Annotated in this window: 8 protein-coding genes; all 8 read left to right on the top strand. The window is 69.2% G+C overall.

What is annotated here, in order from left to right:
• Nucleotides 1–12 precede the first annotated feature (12 nt).
• Nucleotides 13–4,650, top strand: a complete 4,638-nt coding sequence (locus DEJ02_RS06515) for an SDR family NAD(P)-dependent oxidoreductase (RefSeq protein ID WP_111032398.1) — start codon at nt 13–15, stop codon at nt 4,648–4,650.
• A 70-nt stretch (nt 4,651–4,720) separates the two neighbouring features.
• A complete protein-coding gene (locus DEJ02_RS06510; RefSeq protein ID WP_111032397.1) occupies nt 4,721–9,637 on the top strand; it encodes an SDR family NAD(P)-dependent oxidoreductase in 4,917 nt (1,638 codons plus the stop codon).
• Between the two features lie 2 nt (nt 9,638–9,639).
• On the top strand, nt 9,640–10,659 hold the full coding sequence (locus DEJ02_RS18425; RefSeq protein ID WP_181440282.1) for a hypothetical protein: 1,020 nt from the start codon (nt 9,640–9,642) through the stop codon (nt 10,657–10,659).
• Nucleotides 10,649–12,568 carry a polyketide synthase gene (locus DEJ02_RS06505; RefSeq protein ID WP_181440281.1) on the top strand — a complete coding sequence of 640 codons (1,920 nt, stop codon included), beginning with the start codon at nt 10,649–10,651 and terminating at the stop codon, nt 12,566–12,568. The genes DEJ02_RS18425 and DEJ02_RS06505 overlap by 11 nt, the downstream gene beginning before the upstream one ends.
• On the top strand, nt 12,565–13,335 hold the full coding sequence (locus tag DEJ02_RS06500) for a thioesterase II family protein (RefSeq protein ID WP_181440280.1): 771 nt from the start codon (nt 12,565–12,567) through the stop codon (nt 13,333–13,335). Before DEJ02_RS06505 ends, DEJ02_RS06500 begins: the two co-directional genes overlap by 4 nt.
• The gene (locus DEJ02_RS06495) at nt 13,335–14,276 is read left to right on the top strand and encodes an ABC transporter ATP-binding protein (protein WP_111032394.1); all 942 of its coding nucleotides are present in this window, start codon (nt 13,335–13,337) and stop codon (nt 14,274–14,276) included. The genes DEJ02_RS06500 and DEJ02_RS06495 overlap by 1 nt, the downstream gene beginning before the upstream one ends.
• 7 nt (nt 14,277–14,283) lie before the next feature.
• Nucleotides 14,284–15,420: an ABC transporter permease gene (locus tag DEJ02_RS06490; protein ID WP_111032393.1), complete on the top strand. Its 1,137-nt coding sequence runs from the start codon at nt 14,284–14,286 to the stop codon at nt 15,418–15,420.
• Nucleotides 15,417–16,538, top strand: coding sequence for an ABC transporter permease (locus DEJ02_RS06485; protein ID WP_111032392.1), 1,122 nt, complete (start codon nt 15,417–15,419; stop codon nt 16,536–16,538). The genes DEJ02_RS06490 and DEJ02_RS06485 overlap by 4 nt, the downstream gene beginning before the upstream one ends.
• The last annotated feature ends 2 nt before the right edge of the window (nt 16,539–16,540 follow it).

Below are 16,540 nucleotides of genomic sequence, written 5' to 3'. Positions count from 1 at the left end.
CGCCGCACGTCGATGCTGGGCAACGAGGACCTCGACGCGCTGCTGCGGGCCGCAGCGGGCACACGACCGGACGGTCTCACGATCGAGTCCCCCGCTGTGTCCGCCGACGCGACCGCCAGGGCAGACGGAGCCATCGCGATCATCGGGATCTCGGCCCGGGTCGGTGCCGCCGGGTCCGCCCGGGCGCTCTGGGATGCGGTGAACAGCGGTACGGACCTGATCAGGCCGTTCCCGGCGGATCGGTTCGCCGATGCTGACGAGCTCGCGCTCAGTGCTCTGGGCTCCGCCCTGGCGGACCCGGTCCCGTACGCGTACCTCGACGACGTCGACCGTTTCGATCCGTCTCGGTACGGGATCTCCCGCACCGAGGCAGAGCTCATGGATCCCCACCAGCGACTGTTCCTCGCCGCCTGCGTCGACGCGATCGAGGACGCCGGGTACGGTGGCGTCGCGTTGCGCGGCTCGAAGACCGGCGTCTACGCGGCATCGGGACTCGTGCCGGGGCTCTACCTCAGCGGTCACGAAGCGCGCGACGCCGCGGAGGCTGGGCTCGGTACGTCCGGTGGCATCGCTTCGGTCGTGGCCAGCCGCATCAGTCACATGCTCGACCTCACCGGTCCCGCGATGATCATCGACACGGCGTGCTCGTCGTCCATGACGGCCCTCATCACGGCGTGCCAGGACCTCCGCGCCGGTCGCGTGACGACGGCGATCGCCGGTGCCGTCCGTCTCACGCTCGTCCCGCCGACGCACAAGGAGCGTTCCTTCGGCATCGAGGCGGCCTCGCACCGGACGCGGACCTTCTCGTCCGACGCCGAGGGCACCGGCGGCGGGGAGGGCACCATCGCCTTCCTGCTGAAGCCGCTCGCCCGGGCGCAGCGCGACCGCGACCACGTCTACGGCGTCGTCAAGGGCTTCGCTGCGAACCAGGACGGTGCGACGACCGGCATCACGGCGCCCAGCGCCAGCGCTCAGGCGGCCGTCGTGCGAGCGGCGTGGCGGGATGCCGGCATCGATCCGGGCACCGTGGGCTACGTCGAGGCCCACGGGACCGCGACGAAGCTCGGGGACCCCGTCGAGATCGACGGCCTCGTCGAGGCGTTCTCGTCGTGGACGGACGCCCGGCAGACGTGCGCCGTCGGTTCGGCCAAGTCGAACGTCGGCCACCTCGACTCCGCCGCCGGGGTGACCGGGGTGCTGAAGGTGCTCGGGATGTTCGCCGACCAGGTCATCCCGCCGACGCTGCACTTCGTCGCCCCGAACACGGAGATCGACTTCATCGATTCCCCGGTGTTCGTCGCCGACACCCTGCGCCCCTGGGCGAGCAGCGGACCGCGCAGGGCCGGCGTGAGCTCGTTCGGGATGAGCGGCACCAACACGCACGTCCTCCTCGAGGAGCCACCGGTCCTGCCCGAGCGTGCAGTGGACGCCGGACCGACCTGCGTCACCGTGTCGGCGCAGTCGTCGCCCGCACTCCGCCGAGCACTCACGGACCTGCTCGGCGCCCTCGACGACCAACCGGACCTCGCCCTGGTCGACGTCGCACGGACGCTCAACACGGGACGCGCCGTGCTGCACCACCGCGCAGCGCTCGTCGTGCGGTCCGTCGACCAACTCCGCGCCCACATCCGCCTCCTCCTCGCAGGCACCGTGCCGACCGGGGCGTTCCTCGGCGAGCGGGGCACCAGGCCCGTGCAGGACACCACACCGTCCGATGCCGAGGGACCGCTCGACGAGCAGGCTGCCCGAGCGATGCGGAGTGTCGCCGGCGGTGACCGCGACGACGGACTCGTCCAGCTCGCCGCACTCTTCGTCGCCGGCGCCGACGTCGACCTCGCCCCCCTCGACACCGCCGGCACCGCGCGGCTCGTGCCGCTCCCCGGCGTCGTCGGCCAGCCGACCCGCGTGTGGCGGCCAACGACGGGCAGTGGACCCGGTGCGTCCCGGCACGGGGCCGGCGCGTTCCGGCACGGTGCCGGCTCCGGCCCGCACCCCCTCGTCCACCGGCACCAGTTCAACGGGCCCGGGGTCGACGTCTTCGAGTCGGACTTCTCCGCATCGCGCACCTTCGAGCTCGGCGAACACGTCGTCGACGGCAGCCACGTGATGGTGGGCACCGGGTTCCTCGAGATGGCCTACTCGACCGCACGTCGATTCCTCGGCGACGCGGTACGGATCGACAACATGCACTACCTCGACCCGCTGGTCACGCACGGAGACGAGGTCCGTCGTGTCCAGCTGGTGATGAACCACCGCCCCGACGAGGCGTCGATCGACTTCCTCGTGCGGTCGTTCGACGTCGCGACCGACGTCTGGGCCGAACACGCCCGTGGCGTGTTGACCGCGCTCGACACGAGCCGACGGCCGGAACGCGTGGACGTCTCGGGGCTGCTCGCCGACTACCGCCGGGCCGACGGACCGATCGTCTACCGCCGCGACCTCGTGCAGACGGCGGGTCGGTACTGGAACGCCGCCCAGAGCACGCACTTCTCGGACGATGCGCGCATCCTGCTGCACTTCGAAGCCGACGCCCCGACCCGAGCCGCCAAGCGGGACTACGCGTTGTTCCCGCCGATCATGGACTCGTCCCTGAACCTCGCGCTCCTGAACGAGGTGGACGCGTTCCTGCCCCTCGCACTCGGCCACGGCGAGATCTACGGCCCGCAGCCGGACGCCGGCTACAGCTGGATGGTGCCCGAGGTCCGTGACGAACTCGCCGACACGTCCGTCCGGACCTCGCGGGTCGTCATGTGCGACGAAGCGGGCAACGTCTTCGCGAGGTTCGAGAACTACACCGTGGGACGCCTGACCGACCGGTCCAGGTTCCAGCGTCCCGACGACGGTGCCTCCCCGTTCCACACGATCACGTGGCGCGAGACGGTCGCGCGCCACGAGACCCCGGCGGCCCGGCACGGGATCACGGTCATCGGTGGTCCGGAGGACCAGGACCTGCTGCGCGAGGCCGCCGGCGCGATCGGAGCTGCCCACGCCGTCGTCCCCGCTGATGCGTCGGACGCCGATGTCGAAGCGGTCGCGGACGAGATCGAGGCCGTCGGGACCACCGACGTGGTGCACCTGCTCGCCGGCCCGGGACACCCGGCCGAGGCTCGCCTGCACGGGCTGTTCCGCCTGCTGCGCGCCCTGCACCGACGGCCGTGGACCGCAGGGCTGCGGTACCGTCTGCTCACCCGCGGAGCCCACTCGGTCGTCGACGGTGAGACGGTGGACCCGGCCGCCCACGCTGCCGACGCCATGGTCGTCGCGCTCGTCGGCGAGCACACCCGCCTCACCCTCGGAGTCCTGGACATCGCGGCCGACGGAAGGGCGGACGTCGTGCACTCCGGTGTCGAGCGGGCACTCGCCGACCTCCCGCGCGCACGGTCAGCCCTGCGTGACGGACGTCTGTTCGAGAGCACGATCGCCGCGGCGCAGCGGGACGACGTCCCCGTCCCTGCCGGTGCGGTCCTCGTCACGGGCGGGACGGGCGGCATGGGCACCGCCATCGCCCGTCGCCTGGTGCGGGACGACCCGGACCGGACCGTCGTGCTGGTCGGACGCCGGTCTCCGGCAGAGGTCGCCGACCGGTTCGCCGAGCTGCCGGCGGAGGAGCGGGATCGCATCCTGGTGCTCCGCGCCGACGTGCTGGATCCGGCGCAGACAGCGGCGGCGGTCGCCGTCGCACGCTCGCAGCGAGGGGGACTCGCCGGCGTCGTCCACGCGGCTGGACTCCCGGGTGACGGCTTCATCATGTCGAAGGACGACGCGACCTTCGCCGCCGTCCTCGAGCCGAAGGTGCGCGGTACCGACGTCCTCCTCGCTGCGCTGGCGGACGACCCGCCCGCGTTCGTCCTCCTCTGTTCCTCGATGACCGCCGTCTTCGGCGCGGTCGGCCAGTCCGACTACGCCGCGGCGAACGCCTACCTCGACGGCACGGCGCTCCGAGGCGGTGCCACACGGATCGTCGCGCTCGACTGGACGGGTTGGGCCGAATCCGGGATGGCCCACGAACGCGGCATCGAGGGCGGCGGGTTCCGGACGGCCTTCGTGGACGACGAGACCGGAGCCGGCCTCGCCGTCGCCGCGATCGGGTCCCGATCGGCGCGTCTGCTCGTCGGCTCCTTCGACCCGGAGGTCGTCGCGCGGGAACACGACGAACTGGAACGCGTCGTGGACGTCGCCCTCGTGTCCGCACGTGCTCCGCGGGGTGTCACGCCCGCCGCGCGAATCGTGTCGGGCAGGGCCGGGCTGCGCTCCCTCGAGGAGATCGTGGTGCGCGGGGTCGACGAGAACGCGATCAGCGACGTGGAGCGCGTCGTGATCGAAGCGTGGGCGACGGCACTCGGCGTCGACGAACTCGACGTCGACCAGGCCTTCTTCGACGCCGGCGGCAACTCGCTCCTGGCATCCCGGCTGCAGGTCATCCTCGACGAACGGTTCCCCGGCGTCCTCAGCATCGTCGAGCTGTTCGTGTACGACACGGTCGCCAAGCTCGCGGCGTACATCACGGAACAGACCGTCCCCGCGGCGGACCGACGCGACGGCGTGCACCGGTCGTCGGCGCCGAGCCGAACACCGGCGGCGCCCCTCGCCCAGCTGCTCGACGAGTTCCTCGAGGGGAAACGGAGCATCGAGGACGTCCTGAGCGAATGAACCACATCGACTCCCGCTGCGGCGGACACAACGACATCCCCGGACTGCCGGGGCGGGAAAGGCCAGTCCGATGAGCGGTGTCAAGCGCGTCATCCTCGAGAACCTCTCGAGCGGGAACCTCACCAAGCAAGAAGCCCTGGAAGCGCTCGAGGCGCTCGATGCCGGCGCACGAACCGGCCCGACACCGAGCGCCCCGCTCGAGGAGATCGCGATCATCGGCATGGCGGGGACCGTCACGATGGCGGAGGACCTGGACCAGTTCTGGGACAACATCGTCAACAACCGCAACTGCTTCGTCTCCAAACCGGCCGAGCGGCTCGTGGAGGACCGTGTCTGGGCCAACCCGCACTACGCCGAGCTCTTCGAACGCCGTCCCCACGAGGACAAGGACGAAGACCTGGAGCGCTTCGTCGGGCCGTACCTGCCCAGCACGACGGGGTTCGACGAGAAGTTCTTCGGCATCAGCCCCGAGGACGCCGACACGATGGACCCCCAGCACCGCGTGTTCCTGCAGCAGGCATGGCGGGCTTTGGAGGACGCCGGCTACAGCGAGCGGACGGTCCGCGGCTCACGGACCGGGGTGTTCGCCGGTCGCGACGGGACGAGTTCCAACATCTACCGACGGGTCATCGAGACCGACAACGTCGGCGGGATCTGGGAGGGGATCCTCTCGAGCCGGATCAACTACGAGTACGACCTCAGGGGTCCCGCGTACGTCATCGACACGGCGTGCTCCTCCAGCCTCGTGGCGATCCACATGGCCGCGCAGGCACTGCGGAACGACGAGTGCACGATGGCGATCGCCGGCGGGGTCTGCTTGACGGCCGGCGGCCTCGACCACGACGAGGTCGACCTGGCGTCCATCCGCCAGCGCACGCCCGCCCCCGGCAACGTGGTGTCCAAGCACTTCACGATCTCCACGTTCGACGCCAAGGCCGACGGCACCGTCTTCGGTGAGGGGGCTGCTGCGATCATCCTCAAGAAGCTCTCCGACGCCGAGCGCGACGGCGACCACGTCTACGGCGTGATCGCCGCGACCGCCACCAACAGCGACGGGGCGTCGAACGGCCTGACCGCACCGAACCCCCGCGCGCAGTCGCTCCTGTTGGCCGATGTGTGGGAACGGGCGGGCATCAACCCGGAGCACATCGACTACATCGAGGCGCACGGCACGGGAACGACCCTCGGGGACCCGATCGAGATCCTCGGCATCTCCAACGCGTTCAAACGGGTCACCGACCGCCGGCAGTTCTGTGGGATCGGCTCCCTCAAGACGAACATCGGTCACACGGCCGGCGCTGCCGGCGTCATGAGCATCATCAAGTTGCTGCTCTCCATGCGGGAGGAGCTGATCCCGGCCACCAGGAACTTCGAGGAGCCGAACGGCCAGATCGACTTCGTCGACTCCCCCGTGTACGTCGTCGACCGGAACACGCCGTGGCCCAAGCGGGACACCCCGAGGTACGCCGGCGCGTCGGCCTTCGGGTTCTCCGGAACCAACGCGCACGTCATCCTGCGCGAGTACCAGGGACCCGCCGGCGCACCGGTCGAGATCGAGCCGGTGCGTCCGCGGCTGTTCACGGTGTCGGCGAAGACCGAGACGGCCTTCGAGAACTACCTCGCGCGGTACGAGGAGTACTTCGACTCGGCGCCGGTGGTGTCGCTGCGCGACCTCTGCTTCACTGCGTCGACGGGTCGGGACCACTTCGAGTACCGCCTTGCCATCGTCGCGACGAGTGTCACCGAGCTCGCGACGAAGTTCGCGCTCCTCCGGGAGTCCGGCAACCGAGCGAACCCGGCGAAGGGCATCGTCATCGGTCGTCACCGGGTGGTCTCCGAACGCACGTCGACGCTCGAACAGGGCGACATCAGGACGTCCGAGTGGAACACGCTCAGCACCGACGTCGTCGGACGCGTTGCCGACCGCGCTCGGGTGGAGACCGCCACGGGGCTGGCCGAGATCGCGCGTGACTACATCCGTGGCGCCGACGTCGACTTCGCGTCGCTCTTCGCGCCCGGTTCTCGACGCGTCCCGCTGCCGACCTACCCCTTCGACCGGAACGTGCACTGGGGCCAGTCCCGCGTCACGCGGATCGAGCCGGAGCGCACGGCGACCGGCGACCCCGTCTCCATGCCGTTGCTGCACCGGCGTCTGGTCAGCACCGAAGAGGTCACCGTGTACGAGACGAAGCTGGACCACTCGCAGTGGGCGATCACGGACCACAAGATCCTCGGTCAGTACTTCGTCGCGGGCACGGTGCTCCTCGAACTGGCAGCGGAAGCACTGTCGGACCACTTCGGGACCGACGCCCTGCAGCTCGACGAGGTCCTGTTCCTCGCGCCGGTGCTCGCCGAGGAGACCGTCCCGATGGCGGTGCAGGTCGTCCTGCAGCAGGACCGGGCCGGCGCCGTGCGTATCCGGATCGCTTCCCGCCCGGCAGGGTCCGACCAGGACTGGACGTCCAACGTCACAGGCCTCGGACGCTCCCACGCCGAACAGCCGCCGGTACCGGTGCGCGCGGGCAAGGACCTCGACGGCGACCCGGACCTCACGGCCTACCCGCCGGTCTTCCGGAACGTGGAGTTCGGACCACGATGGAAGAACCTCGTCACACTCTGGCGCTCCGCGGACGACCCCGACGTCGCCTACGGCTTCGCCGAGCTCCCCGCTGCGTACCGCGGGACCGCGGACCACGAGGGCTACGTCCTGCACCCAGGACTCATCGACTGCACGGTGTCGATGGTTCCCTTCGTCACGTGGCTGCGGCCACGCGTGTTCCTCCCGATGACGTACCGCAACATGACGGTCTACCGTTCCGTCCCGGACTCGTACTACGTCAAGAGCGAGCGCCTGCCGAGCAAGAGCGAAGAACTGATGAGCTTCCGCACCGTGCTCTTCACGGAGACGGGCGAGGTCATCGCCGAGATCGAGCAGTTCGCGATGAAGCGGGTCACGGAGCTGAACGACTTCGTGTCGGGGTCCCTCAGTCGACTCTCGTGGACCGAGACGCCACGGTCCGGGCCCGCTGCGCAGCGTACGGGAGCCATCCTCGCCATCGGGGCCCCGGAGGCGGTGCTGACCGAACTGGCCACCCAGGCCCCCGGGCGGACCATCGCCGCTCTCGACCTGTCCGTGCTCGGCGCCGACGCTCCGCTCACGCAGGAGACCGTCGGCGCGGCGCTCCGCGACGTCGACCTCGCTGGCGTCTCGGACGTGCTCGACTTCTCTTCGTACGCCCCGGCGCGGGGACGCGTGTCCGAAGCAGACCTCGACCGCGGCGTGACCGAAGGCCTCGACGGGCACGTCACGTTCCTGCAGGCACTGTTCGCCAGCGCCAAGACCGGGCTCGACCTCGTCGTCGTCGTCGACAACGCCCACTCCGTCACCGGCACTGAGCGCTACGTCGACGCTGTGCACACGGCGAAGGCCGCTGTCGTCCAGTCTGTGCGGCACGAGGTGCCGAACATCGGCTTCGGCGTCCTCGACGTCGACGACGCCACACCGGTTGAGACAGTTGTGGCCGAAGCGCTCAGCGGGTCGGTCGGCCCGCTCACGGCCTTGCGCGGAGGGGACCGCTACACCGCGCGGCTCGTCGAGATCCCCCTCGAGGACGCCCCTACTCGTCCGGTCACGATCAAGCCGCACACCGAGGGGTTCTACCTCGTCACGGGCGGGCTCGGTTCGCTCGGCTCGGCGACCGCCTTGATCCTCAGCCACCAGTCCGATCAGCCGATCGCGTTCGCGCTGTCGAGCCGGCGCGACCACCTCCCACCGCGGGACGAGTGGGCGAGCGTCCGGGACGCGGATCCGTCGTCGAGGACGGGCCAGATCCTCACGAGCCTGCTCGAGCTCGTCGCGGGCGGACACATCGTACGGATCGTCGAGATGGACGTGAGCGACGCCGACGCGGTCGCCGGCGCACTCGATCCGCTCCGCGCCGAGTTCGGGCCACTGCTCGGCATCGTGCACGCTGCCGGTGTCGCGGGGGACGGCTACCTCTTCACCAAGTCGACCGCGGAGTTCCAACGGGTGCTCGCTCCCAAGGTCAGCGGCCTGCGCAACCTCGTCGCGTGGACGGGTGACGCCCGGCCCGACTTCATCGTGTCGTACTCGTCGATGACCGCCGTCATCGGCGGTGCCGGCCAGTCCGACTACGCGGCGGCCAACGCGTTCCTCGACGGGTACACGCAGCAGCTCCGTCGCGACGGCTACAACGCGTCCTCGATCAACTGGCCGGGGTGGTCGGAGCGAGGCATGGCGGTCGATGCCGGGCTCGGCGCGAACGAGACCTTCTTCGAGCACCTCACGACCGGGTCGGGTGTGACCGCCTTCATCGAACTCCTCACCCGAGACGTCACCGGCACGATCCCGTCGCGGCCCAACATCGCGATGCTCGCGCGGGTCGGTGAAGACTACTTCGCGTTCGACTTCTCCGATCCGCTCCGACGGTCCGTACGCCGACACGTCGCCAGGCTCTCGTCTGCGTCACCGTCGGGCGACGTCGCCGTCGCCCCCGGTGCACCCGAGCTCGGCGGACGATCGGAGATCGACGTCAGCTCGATCTCGATCATGGGCAAGGCGGACGAGCATCTCGACGACGTCGAGCGAGCCGTCGCGTACACGTTCGCATCGGTGCTCTCGATCGAGGAGATCCACGTCAACGACTCCTTCACCGCGATGGGCGGGAACTCGATCGCCGCGACCGAGCTCATGCGTGCGCTCAACGCACAGTTCGACGACCTGTTGAACATCTCCGACATCTTCAGCTACAACTCGCCCGCAGAGCTGTCCGGCCGGATCATCGAGCTCGGTGGCGCTGCTCAGGCACCCGCCTCTGCGCTCTCGGCCCCCGCTGACCCGCAACCGACGACGCGCACCCCGACGCCTGCCCCCGAAGCCCCGGACTACGACGACATGGTCGACGCGCTGGAACGCGGCGACATCGACGCCGCGTCGTTGCGCGAGTTTCTCGCGAAGGAGCTGTGACGGTGGCCGCGCACGCCACGAGCGGCTCTTCCGATCCGGGGGACCGGACGGTGCCGTCCGTCGCACTCGTCTTCGGCGGTGTCGATGCGTACCGGGTCGAGATGGGCGTCGAACTGCACGAGCACTCCCCGCCCTTCGCGGAGAGCGTCGAGGCGCACGACGCCGTGATGCCCATGCCCCTGGCGGATCTCCTGTGGTACCCGGCAGCGTCAGCGGCCCCTCCCTCCGGGCTGCAGCGCGCTGCGGCCGTCCTCACGATCGGGGTCGGCGCAGCCCGGGTGTTCCGGAGCGAGTACGAGGTCGAGGTCTCCCGGTACTCGGGACGAGGCGTCGGTACCGTCGCAGCTGCCGTCGCCGCGGACCTGGTGTCCCTCCCGGAGGCGCTGCACTGGCTCGGCACAGAAGGGGTGCCCGCGGGGGAGATCCGCCGGCGCATCGAGGAGCGCCGTGCCGGATCGCCGATCCTGACCGCGTACGGAGAGCCGGAGGAACTGCTCGGGGCCGCGACCGACGTCGACGCGGTCGTGGACGTCGGCCCGGGGGACGCGGAGGCACTCCTCCTGCGGCGAGCCCCAGGACGAGACGTCCCCGTCGGCTCGTGGGACTCGGCCACCGACCGACTCCGGGTGCGTGACCACCTCAACCGGCACCCCTTCTACAACCCTCGATACCTCGTCGAGCGCACACTCGGAGAGCTCGCGAGCACGCGGAGGACACCCCGGACGGCCGACGACCATGCTCGCGTCACCGAACTGGCGCGCTCACTGCGGACGGTCCTGCGCCGGACCGACCTGCCGACGAGTGTCGTCCGTGCGGACACGGAGCAGGTCTCCGCACTCATCGGCGACGCGGTGTCGACCTGGATCGAGAACGGTCGGTCGAAGGGACACTCCCCCGCCGAGATCGTCGCGAGCATCGCCGCGCTCGAGGACGAGACGCTCTTGCCACTCCGCCGATCCCTCGGCCTGGACACCGACCGACTCGAGATCACCGAGAGGAACCGGCCCCGCCATGCGTCATGACATCAGTGCGCTCGTCCTGCGCGAACTCGAGGCCGGCACCATCGAGCGCGGCGCCGCGGTGCGCCTCCTCAAGCAGTTGTCGCAGAAGACCCCGATCGCCATCGTCGGGATGGGTGCGATCGCCCGGGACACGGACGACTACCGCGCCGTGTGGCGCCGGTACCGCGCGGGCGAGTCGTTCATCGGGCGTGCATCGCAGCAGCGTGGCGACCTCATCCGTTCCGCCCTGCCGGCTCCCCTGGTCGGAGCACCCGAGCAGATGGCCAAGGGCAACTTCCTGGACGACATCGACACGTTCGACCACGACCTCTTCGGGTACTCCGCCGACGAGGCCAGGAACCTGTCCCCACACGCTCGCCTCGCACTCATGGCAGCGTTCCGTGCCGTGGAGGACGCCGGTCTCGGCGCGGAAGGCGACGCCGCGCACACGACCGGTGTCTTCGTCGGGAACAACTTCGTCCGTGACCAGATCTTCTCCTACATCAACATGGCGCTGCGTCAGGGGGGCGACCCCGAGGAGCTGCTGTTCGGGAACTGGACCTCGGGGATCGCGACACGGATCTCCCGCGCCTTCGACTTCCGCGGTCCGTCCCAGGTGATCGACGGCGCGTGTGCCTCGTCGACTATCGCGATCGTCAACGCCTGCAACCAGCTGCACGAGGGCTCGATCGACGCTGCGATCACCGGCGGCCTGTACCTGGACATGACGCCCATCACGACGTTCAACCAGCCGGGTGTCTTCGCCACGGCGACGGAGGACGCCGTACCGAAGCTCTACGGACGCGACAACGTCGGTGGGTTCGGCGGCGAGTACCTGGGGTTCGTCGCGCTCAAGACGCTGGAGCGTGCGACTGCCGACGGCGACCGCATCCACGGAGTGGTCCACGGCTGGTCGGAGAGCAACGCCGGCGCAAGCGGCGGTTTCGACCAGACGTCGCCGGACTCCGCCGCGGCCGCTGTGCGTGACGCGCTGAAGGCATCGAGGACGGACGTGCACGACCTGGGACTCGTCTTCGCCGAGGGCTTCGCCCAGCCGATCGAGGAAGCACTCGAGACCGACGGGATCGCGAAGGGGATCGCATCACTCACCGATCGTCGGCAGTTCGCCGCGATCACCACCGCCTCTCCTGCGATGGGGTACATGCAGTCGGCCATCGGTGTCGCACAGCTCCAACTGATGGTCCAGGCCCTCGGCGACGAGGTCATCCCGCCCACCCTGTACTTCGACAGCCCGACGGAACTCGTCGACCTGGTCGACTCGCCGTTCTACGTCCCCGCGCAACCGCAGGACTGGCCGCCACCGGAGAGCGGCGAACGCCGAGGGTTGCTCTACTCGAACGCCTACGGCGGGTTCTACCTCACCCTGGTTGTCGGCCCGGCCCCAACGGCCGCGGTGCCGTCGACCGCCGAGTCGGCCGACGCGACCCTGCTCATGGTCGTGACGGGATCGAGCGTGGAGGGGCTCAGGACGAAGCTCGCCGCCGACCTCGAGATCGTCCGTGATGCCGACCCCCGACGAGTCGCGGAGCTCTGCTACTCGAGCGCTGTGCGGCGTCCGGCGCAGGTCGAGCACCGGGTCGTGGTCGTCGCCGACGACGTTGCCGCGCTCGTCGACGGGCTCGTCACCGCGCTCGAGACGGCGGACCACGACGGGTCGCGATCCGGGGCAGGGTGGCGCCTCTGGTCTGGTCATGGTCGCTCCACGATGACCACCAGGACCTCTCCCACCGGCGACCTGGGCACGCACGAAGCCGCAGAACGGTTCTGCCGTGGCGAGCACGTGCGGTTCGGACACCTGTTCGCCCCCGTCCAGCGACGCTTCGCCCCGCTCTCCCCGCACCCGTTCCAGCGCACACGGGCGTGGGCGATGCCCGAGTTGCGCCTCGATCAGATCGGAGAAGACCAGTGAGCCTCCCGTTCCTCTTCTGCATCCCCTACGCGGGCGGATCGGCGTCGGTCTTCCTGAAGTGGAAGCGCCCGCTCCAGGACCTCGTCGAGGTCGTGCCGATCGAGCTCGCCGGGCGTGGTGCACGCATGGCCGAGCCGACCGTGTCCAGCGCACGCGAGCACGGCGAGGACGTCGCCGGCGCCATCGCGGCGCGCCTCGCCGACGAGCCGGATCGGGCGTACGTGATCTGGGCCCACTCGATGGGGACGCTGGTGGCCTACGAGGCGTACCACGCGCTCCGCCGTCGGCGCGAGCGGGAGCGGACGCTCGAGCTCCCGGCACACATGGTGCTCTCCGGGCGGACGCCGCCGCACGTCCCGGTGACGAAGACCGAGTACCACCGGTTCGACGACGAACGATTCATCGACGCCGTCGACTCCTACGGTGGCGGGACAGCCTCGGTCCTCCGCTCGTCCCCCGAGCTCCGCGAGCTGTTCCTCCCCATCCTCCGAGCTGACTTCCGTGTCTCCGAGACCTACGAGTGGACGGACCCGGGGGTGCGCATCGCGAGCGCCCTCACGGTGCTCAACGGAGGCGCCGACCGCAGCATCGACCATGCCCTGCTCGACCGGTGGCAGGAGCTCGCCGAGCGGCCGGTCACCCACCGCACCGTCGGCGGCGGTCACTTCTTCCCGTTCGACCAGGACGACATCGTCCGCGAAACCGTGCACGCCGTGGTGTCCTCCATGCCCACGCGTGCGTCCACCTCTGCACGAAAGGCGCTGTGATGACCATCGAGGCGAAGGACCTCCGCAAGACGTTCGGGAAGCACGAGGTCGTCCGGGGCGCGAGCTTCGTGATCCCGGAGGGGCAGACCGTCGGACTCCTCGGTCCGAACGGTGCCGGGAAGACGACCACGATCAACATGATGCTCGGGCTGCTCAGACCGACCTCCGGATCCGTGACGGTCTTCGGACGTCCGGCAGTCGGACTGCCCGCGGAACTCAAGAGCAGGATCGGGTACGTCCCGCAGGACATGGCGTTCTTCCCCGAGCTGTCGGGGCTGGCCAACGTCACCTACTGGGGTCGGCTCTACGGTCTGCGCGGAGCAGCGCTGAAGGCCGCCGTGCAGGAGTCGCTCGAGTTCACCCAGCTCTGGGACCGACGCAAGGACGCGGCGAAGAGCTACTCGGGCGGCATGCAGCGACGACTCAACATCTCCTGCGGCATCGTGCACAAGCCGAAGGTCCTCTTCATGGACGAGCCCACCGTGGGCGTCGACCCGCAGTCGCGCAACCACATCCTGGAGTCGGCTCGGCGCCTCGCTGAACTCGGTTCGAGCATCGTCTACACGTCGCACTACATGGAGGAGATCCAGACCCTCTGCGACAGCGTCATCATCATCGACGAGGGAACGGTCGTCGCCGACGGGCCCCTCGATGCCGTCATCGCCGAGAACGCGCCGGAGCCGTCCGTCGTCCTCGACTTCGGCGACGTCGCCACCGCAGGTGCCGGGGAACAGGTGCTCCTGGCGGACGGACTGCTCACCGAGGGTCGCTACGTCACCCGCGGCGACACGATCCAGCTGCACCGACCCGCCGACGTGAGCTTCACCGCCTACGCGCAGCGCGTGCTCGCCTCCGGGCTCGACCTCACCAGCGTCCGCGAGGACCGGCCGACGTTGGAGAACGTCTTCCTGAACCTCACCGGGAAGAAGCTGAGGGACTGATCGCCGTATGAACAACTTGATCACCCACTTCACGTTCGCCCTGCGCAAGGCGTGGGTCGAGAAGCGTGTGAACGTCCTGCGTCTCGGCCAGTTCGTCCTCGCGACCGTCATCCTGTCGTTCGCCTTCGGGTCCGCCTTCCAGACGAGCGACTTCGAGAAGGTCGACATCGCCTACTCACTGGAGGACGCAACACCAGCGGTGGAGGCGTACTTCGACCAGCTGACCGAGAACGAGGACCTCGGCGCCCTCGTCGAGTTCCACGAGGTCGGTGACTTCGACGACGGACGAGCGAAGGTCCAGGACGACGACTTCGGCGCCTTCGTCTACGCGACGACCGAGTTCGCCGAGGCACTCGACAGCGACGACGAGCAGGCGACGCTCGAGGTCTACTCCCAGCAGTACTCGGGCATCAACTACATCGTCGTCTCGTCCGTCGTCGATGCGTACAACAGCGGCGCCAACGCGACCTGGGCGGCGCAGCAGATCGGCACGCAGATCGACCCGGCGAGCTTCTCGACGCCCGCGATCGAGGGAACGAGCGTCGAGCAGGACCGTGCGATGACGTCGCTCATCTACTACTCCGTCGGCATGCTGCTCTTCCTCCTGCTCTTCGCGACGGAGTTCGGCTCCTTTGGCATCTCCGACGAGTACCTGGGCACGATGCAGTCCCGCAGCATGCTCGCGCCGCAGAAGCAGTGGCAGATGATCCTCGGCAAGCTCAGCGCCTACTCGGTGTTCGTCCTGGCGATGGCCGCGCTCTACATGCTGGCGACCTGGTTGCTCCTGAAGATGGACTGGGGGCCGAACCTCGGGCTCGTCCTACTCGTGGTCTACACCTTCGCAGTGCTGTCGATCGCGCTCGGCATGGTCTTCATGGTCCTCACTCGGGACATGCAGCGGACCACCGTGCTCATCCAGGTCGTGGTGATCGGGTTCACGCTCCTCGCCGGCGGCTTCATCGCCACCGGCTTCGGCGGGCTCGAGCGGATCTCGCCGAACCTCTACGCACGAGACGCGCTCTTCGCAGCGATCTTCGACGACCGCATCGACGAGGTCTGGTCGAACCTCGGCGTGCTGTGGGTCATCACCGCGGTCCTCATCGCCGTCTGCACCATCGCGTCTTCCAGGAGGGCGAAAGCATGACCATCTTCACGAACAACCTGCGGCGGCTGCTCCGCAAGCCGTCGAGCTGGGTGTACCTCATCCTGATCCCCGTCGTCATCAACGTGTTCGTCGTCGGCCTCAGCATCCAGCAGGCGCAGTGGGTCATCGGGGTGCACGACTCCGACGACACCCGGGTCACGCAGCAGTTCGTCGATTCGTTCGGGGCAGACGGCAAGATCGTCGTGATCGAGGACCCGGCGACCGTGACCGCCGACCTCGACGACGCTCGGTACGACATCGCGATCGACTTCCCCGCCGGGTACACGCAGGACGTCATCGACGGGAACAGTCCCGTGCTCGAGGTCGTCGACCGCGGGGACAACAACCAGACCGACTCGCTGAAGGTCGAGTTCTCCTCCCACTTCGCCAGCGTCAACGCCCTCGGCGTCGCCGCCGACGGCGACCAGGACGCGTTCTTCGAGGCGTTCGGGGACTACGTCGACGAGAAGTTCACGGCGGACTACCTCAACTTCGACGGCGGTTCCACGGAGGAAGCGTCGCGCACCATCGTCACCCTGGGGTACCTGTCGTTCGGCATCACACTGATGATGTCGTCGGTCGGCCTCCTGCTCCTCACCGACCGACTCAGGGGCGTGTTCGACCGTGCACAGTTGACTCCGCTCACCAAACCGAGCTACTTCGGGCAGTACTTCCTCAGCATGCTGGTGATCGCGGTCGCCCAGCTGGCGCTCGTCATGGTCGTCCTGCCGATCATGGCGCCGGTGAGCTACGGAACCACGCTGGCCCAGACGGGTGGCGTGGTGCTCGCCGCACTGAGCTTCACCCTGTTCATCGTGGCGAAGAGCTTCCTGATCCACCGCCTCGCGAAGAACCAGCTCGTCGCGGCCACCGTGAGCTCGGTGATCGACCTGCCGATGCTGATGCTCGGTGGTGCCCTGTGGCCCCGCGACGTCGTCCCGGAGCTGCTCCAGCAGATCGGTCAGTTCTCGCCGGTGTGGTGGTTCCTCGATGCTGCGGAGCACGCCCTGCGCGGGGCGGACGCGGGGGCGTACGCGGTGCCGGTGCTCGGTCTGCTCGGACTCGCGGTCCTGCTCATCGTCATCACGTTCTCGGTCCGCACGGAGCGCGTGCGTTGAGC

This window comes from Curtobacterium sp. MCLR17_042, assembly GCF_003234695.1.
Taxonomy (GTDB): domain Bacteria; phylum Actinomycetota; class Actinomycetes; order Actinomycetales; family Microbacteriaceae; genus Curtobacterium; species Curtobacterium flaccumfaciens.
The sequence above is the reverse complement of the archived record's forward strand: the minus strand, read 5'-3'. Positions and strand labels throughout refer to the sequence as shown.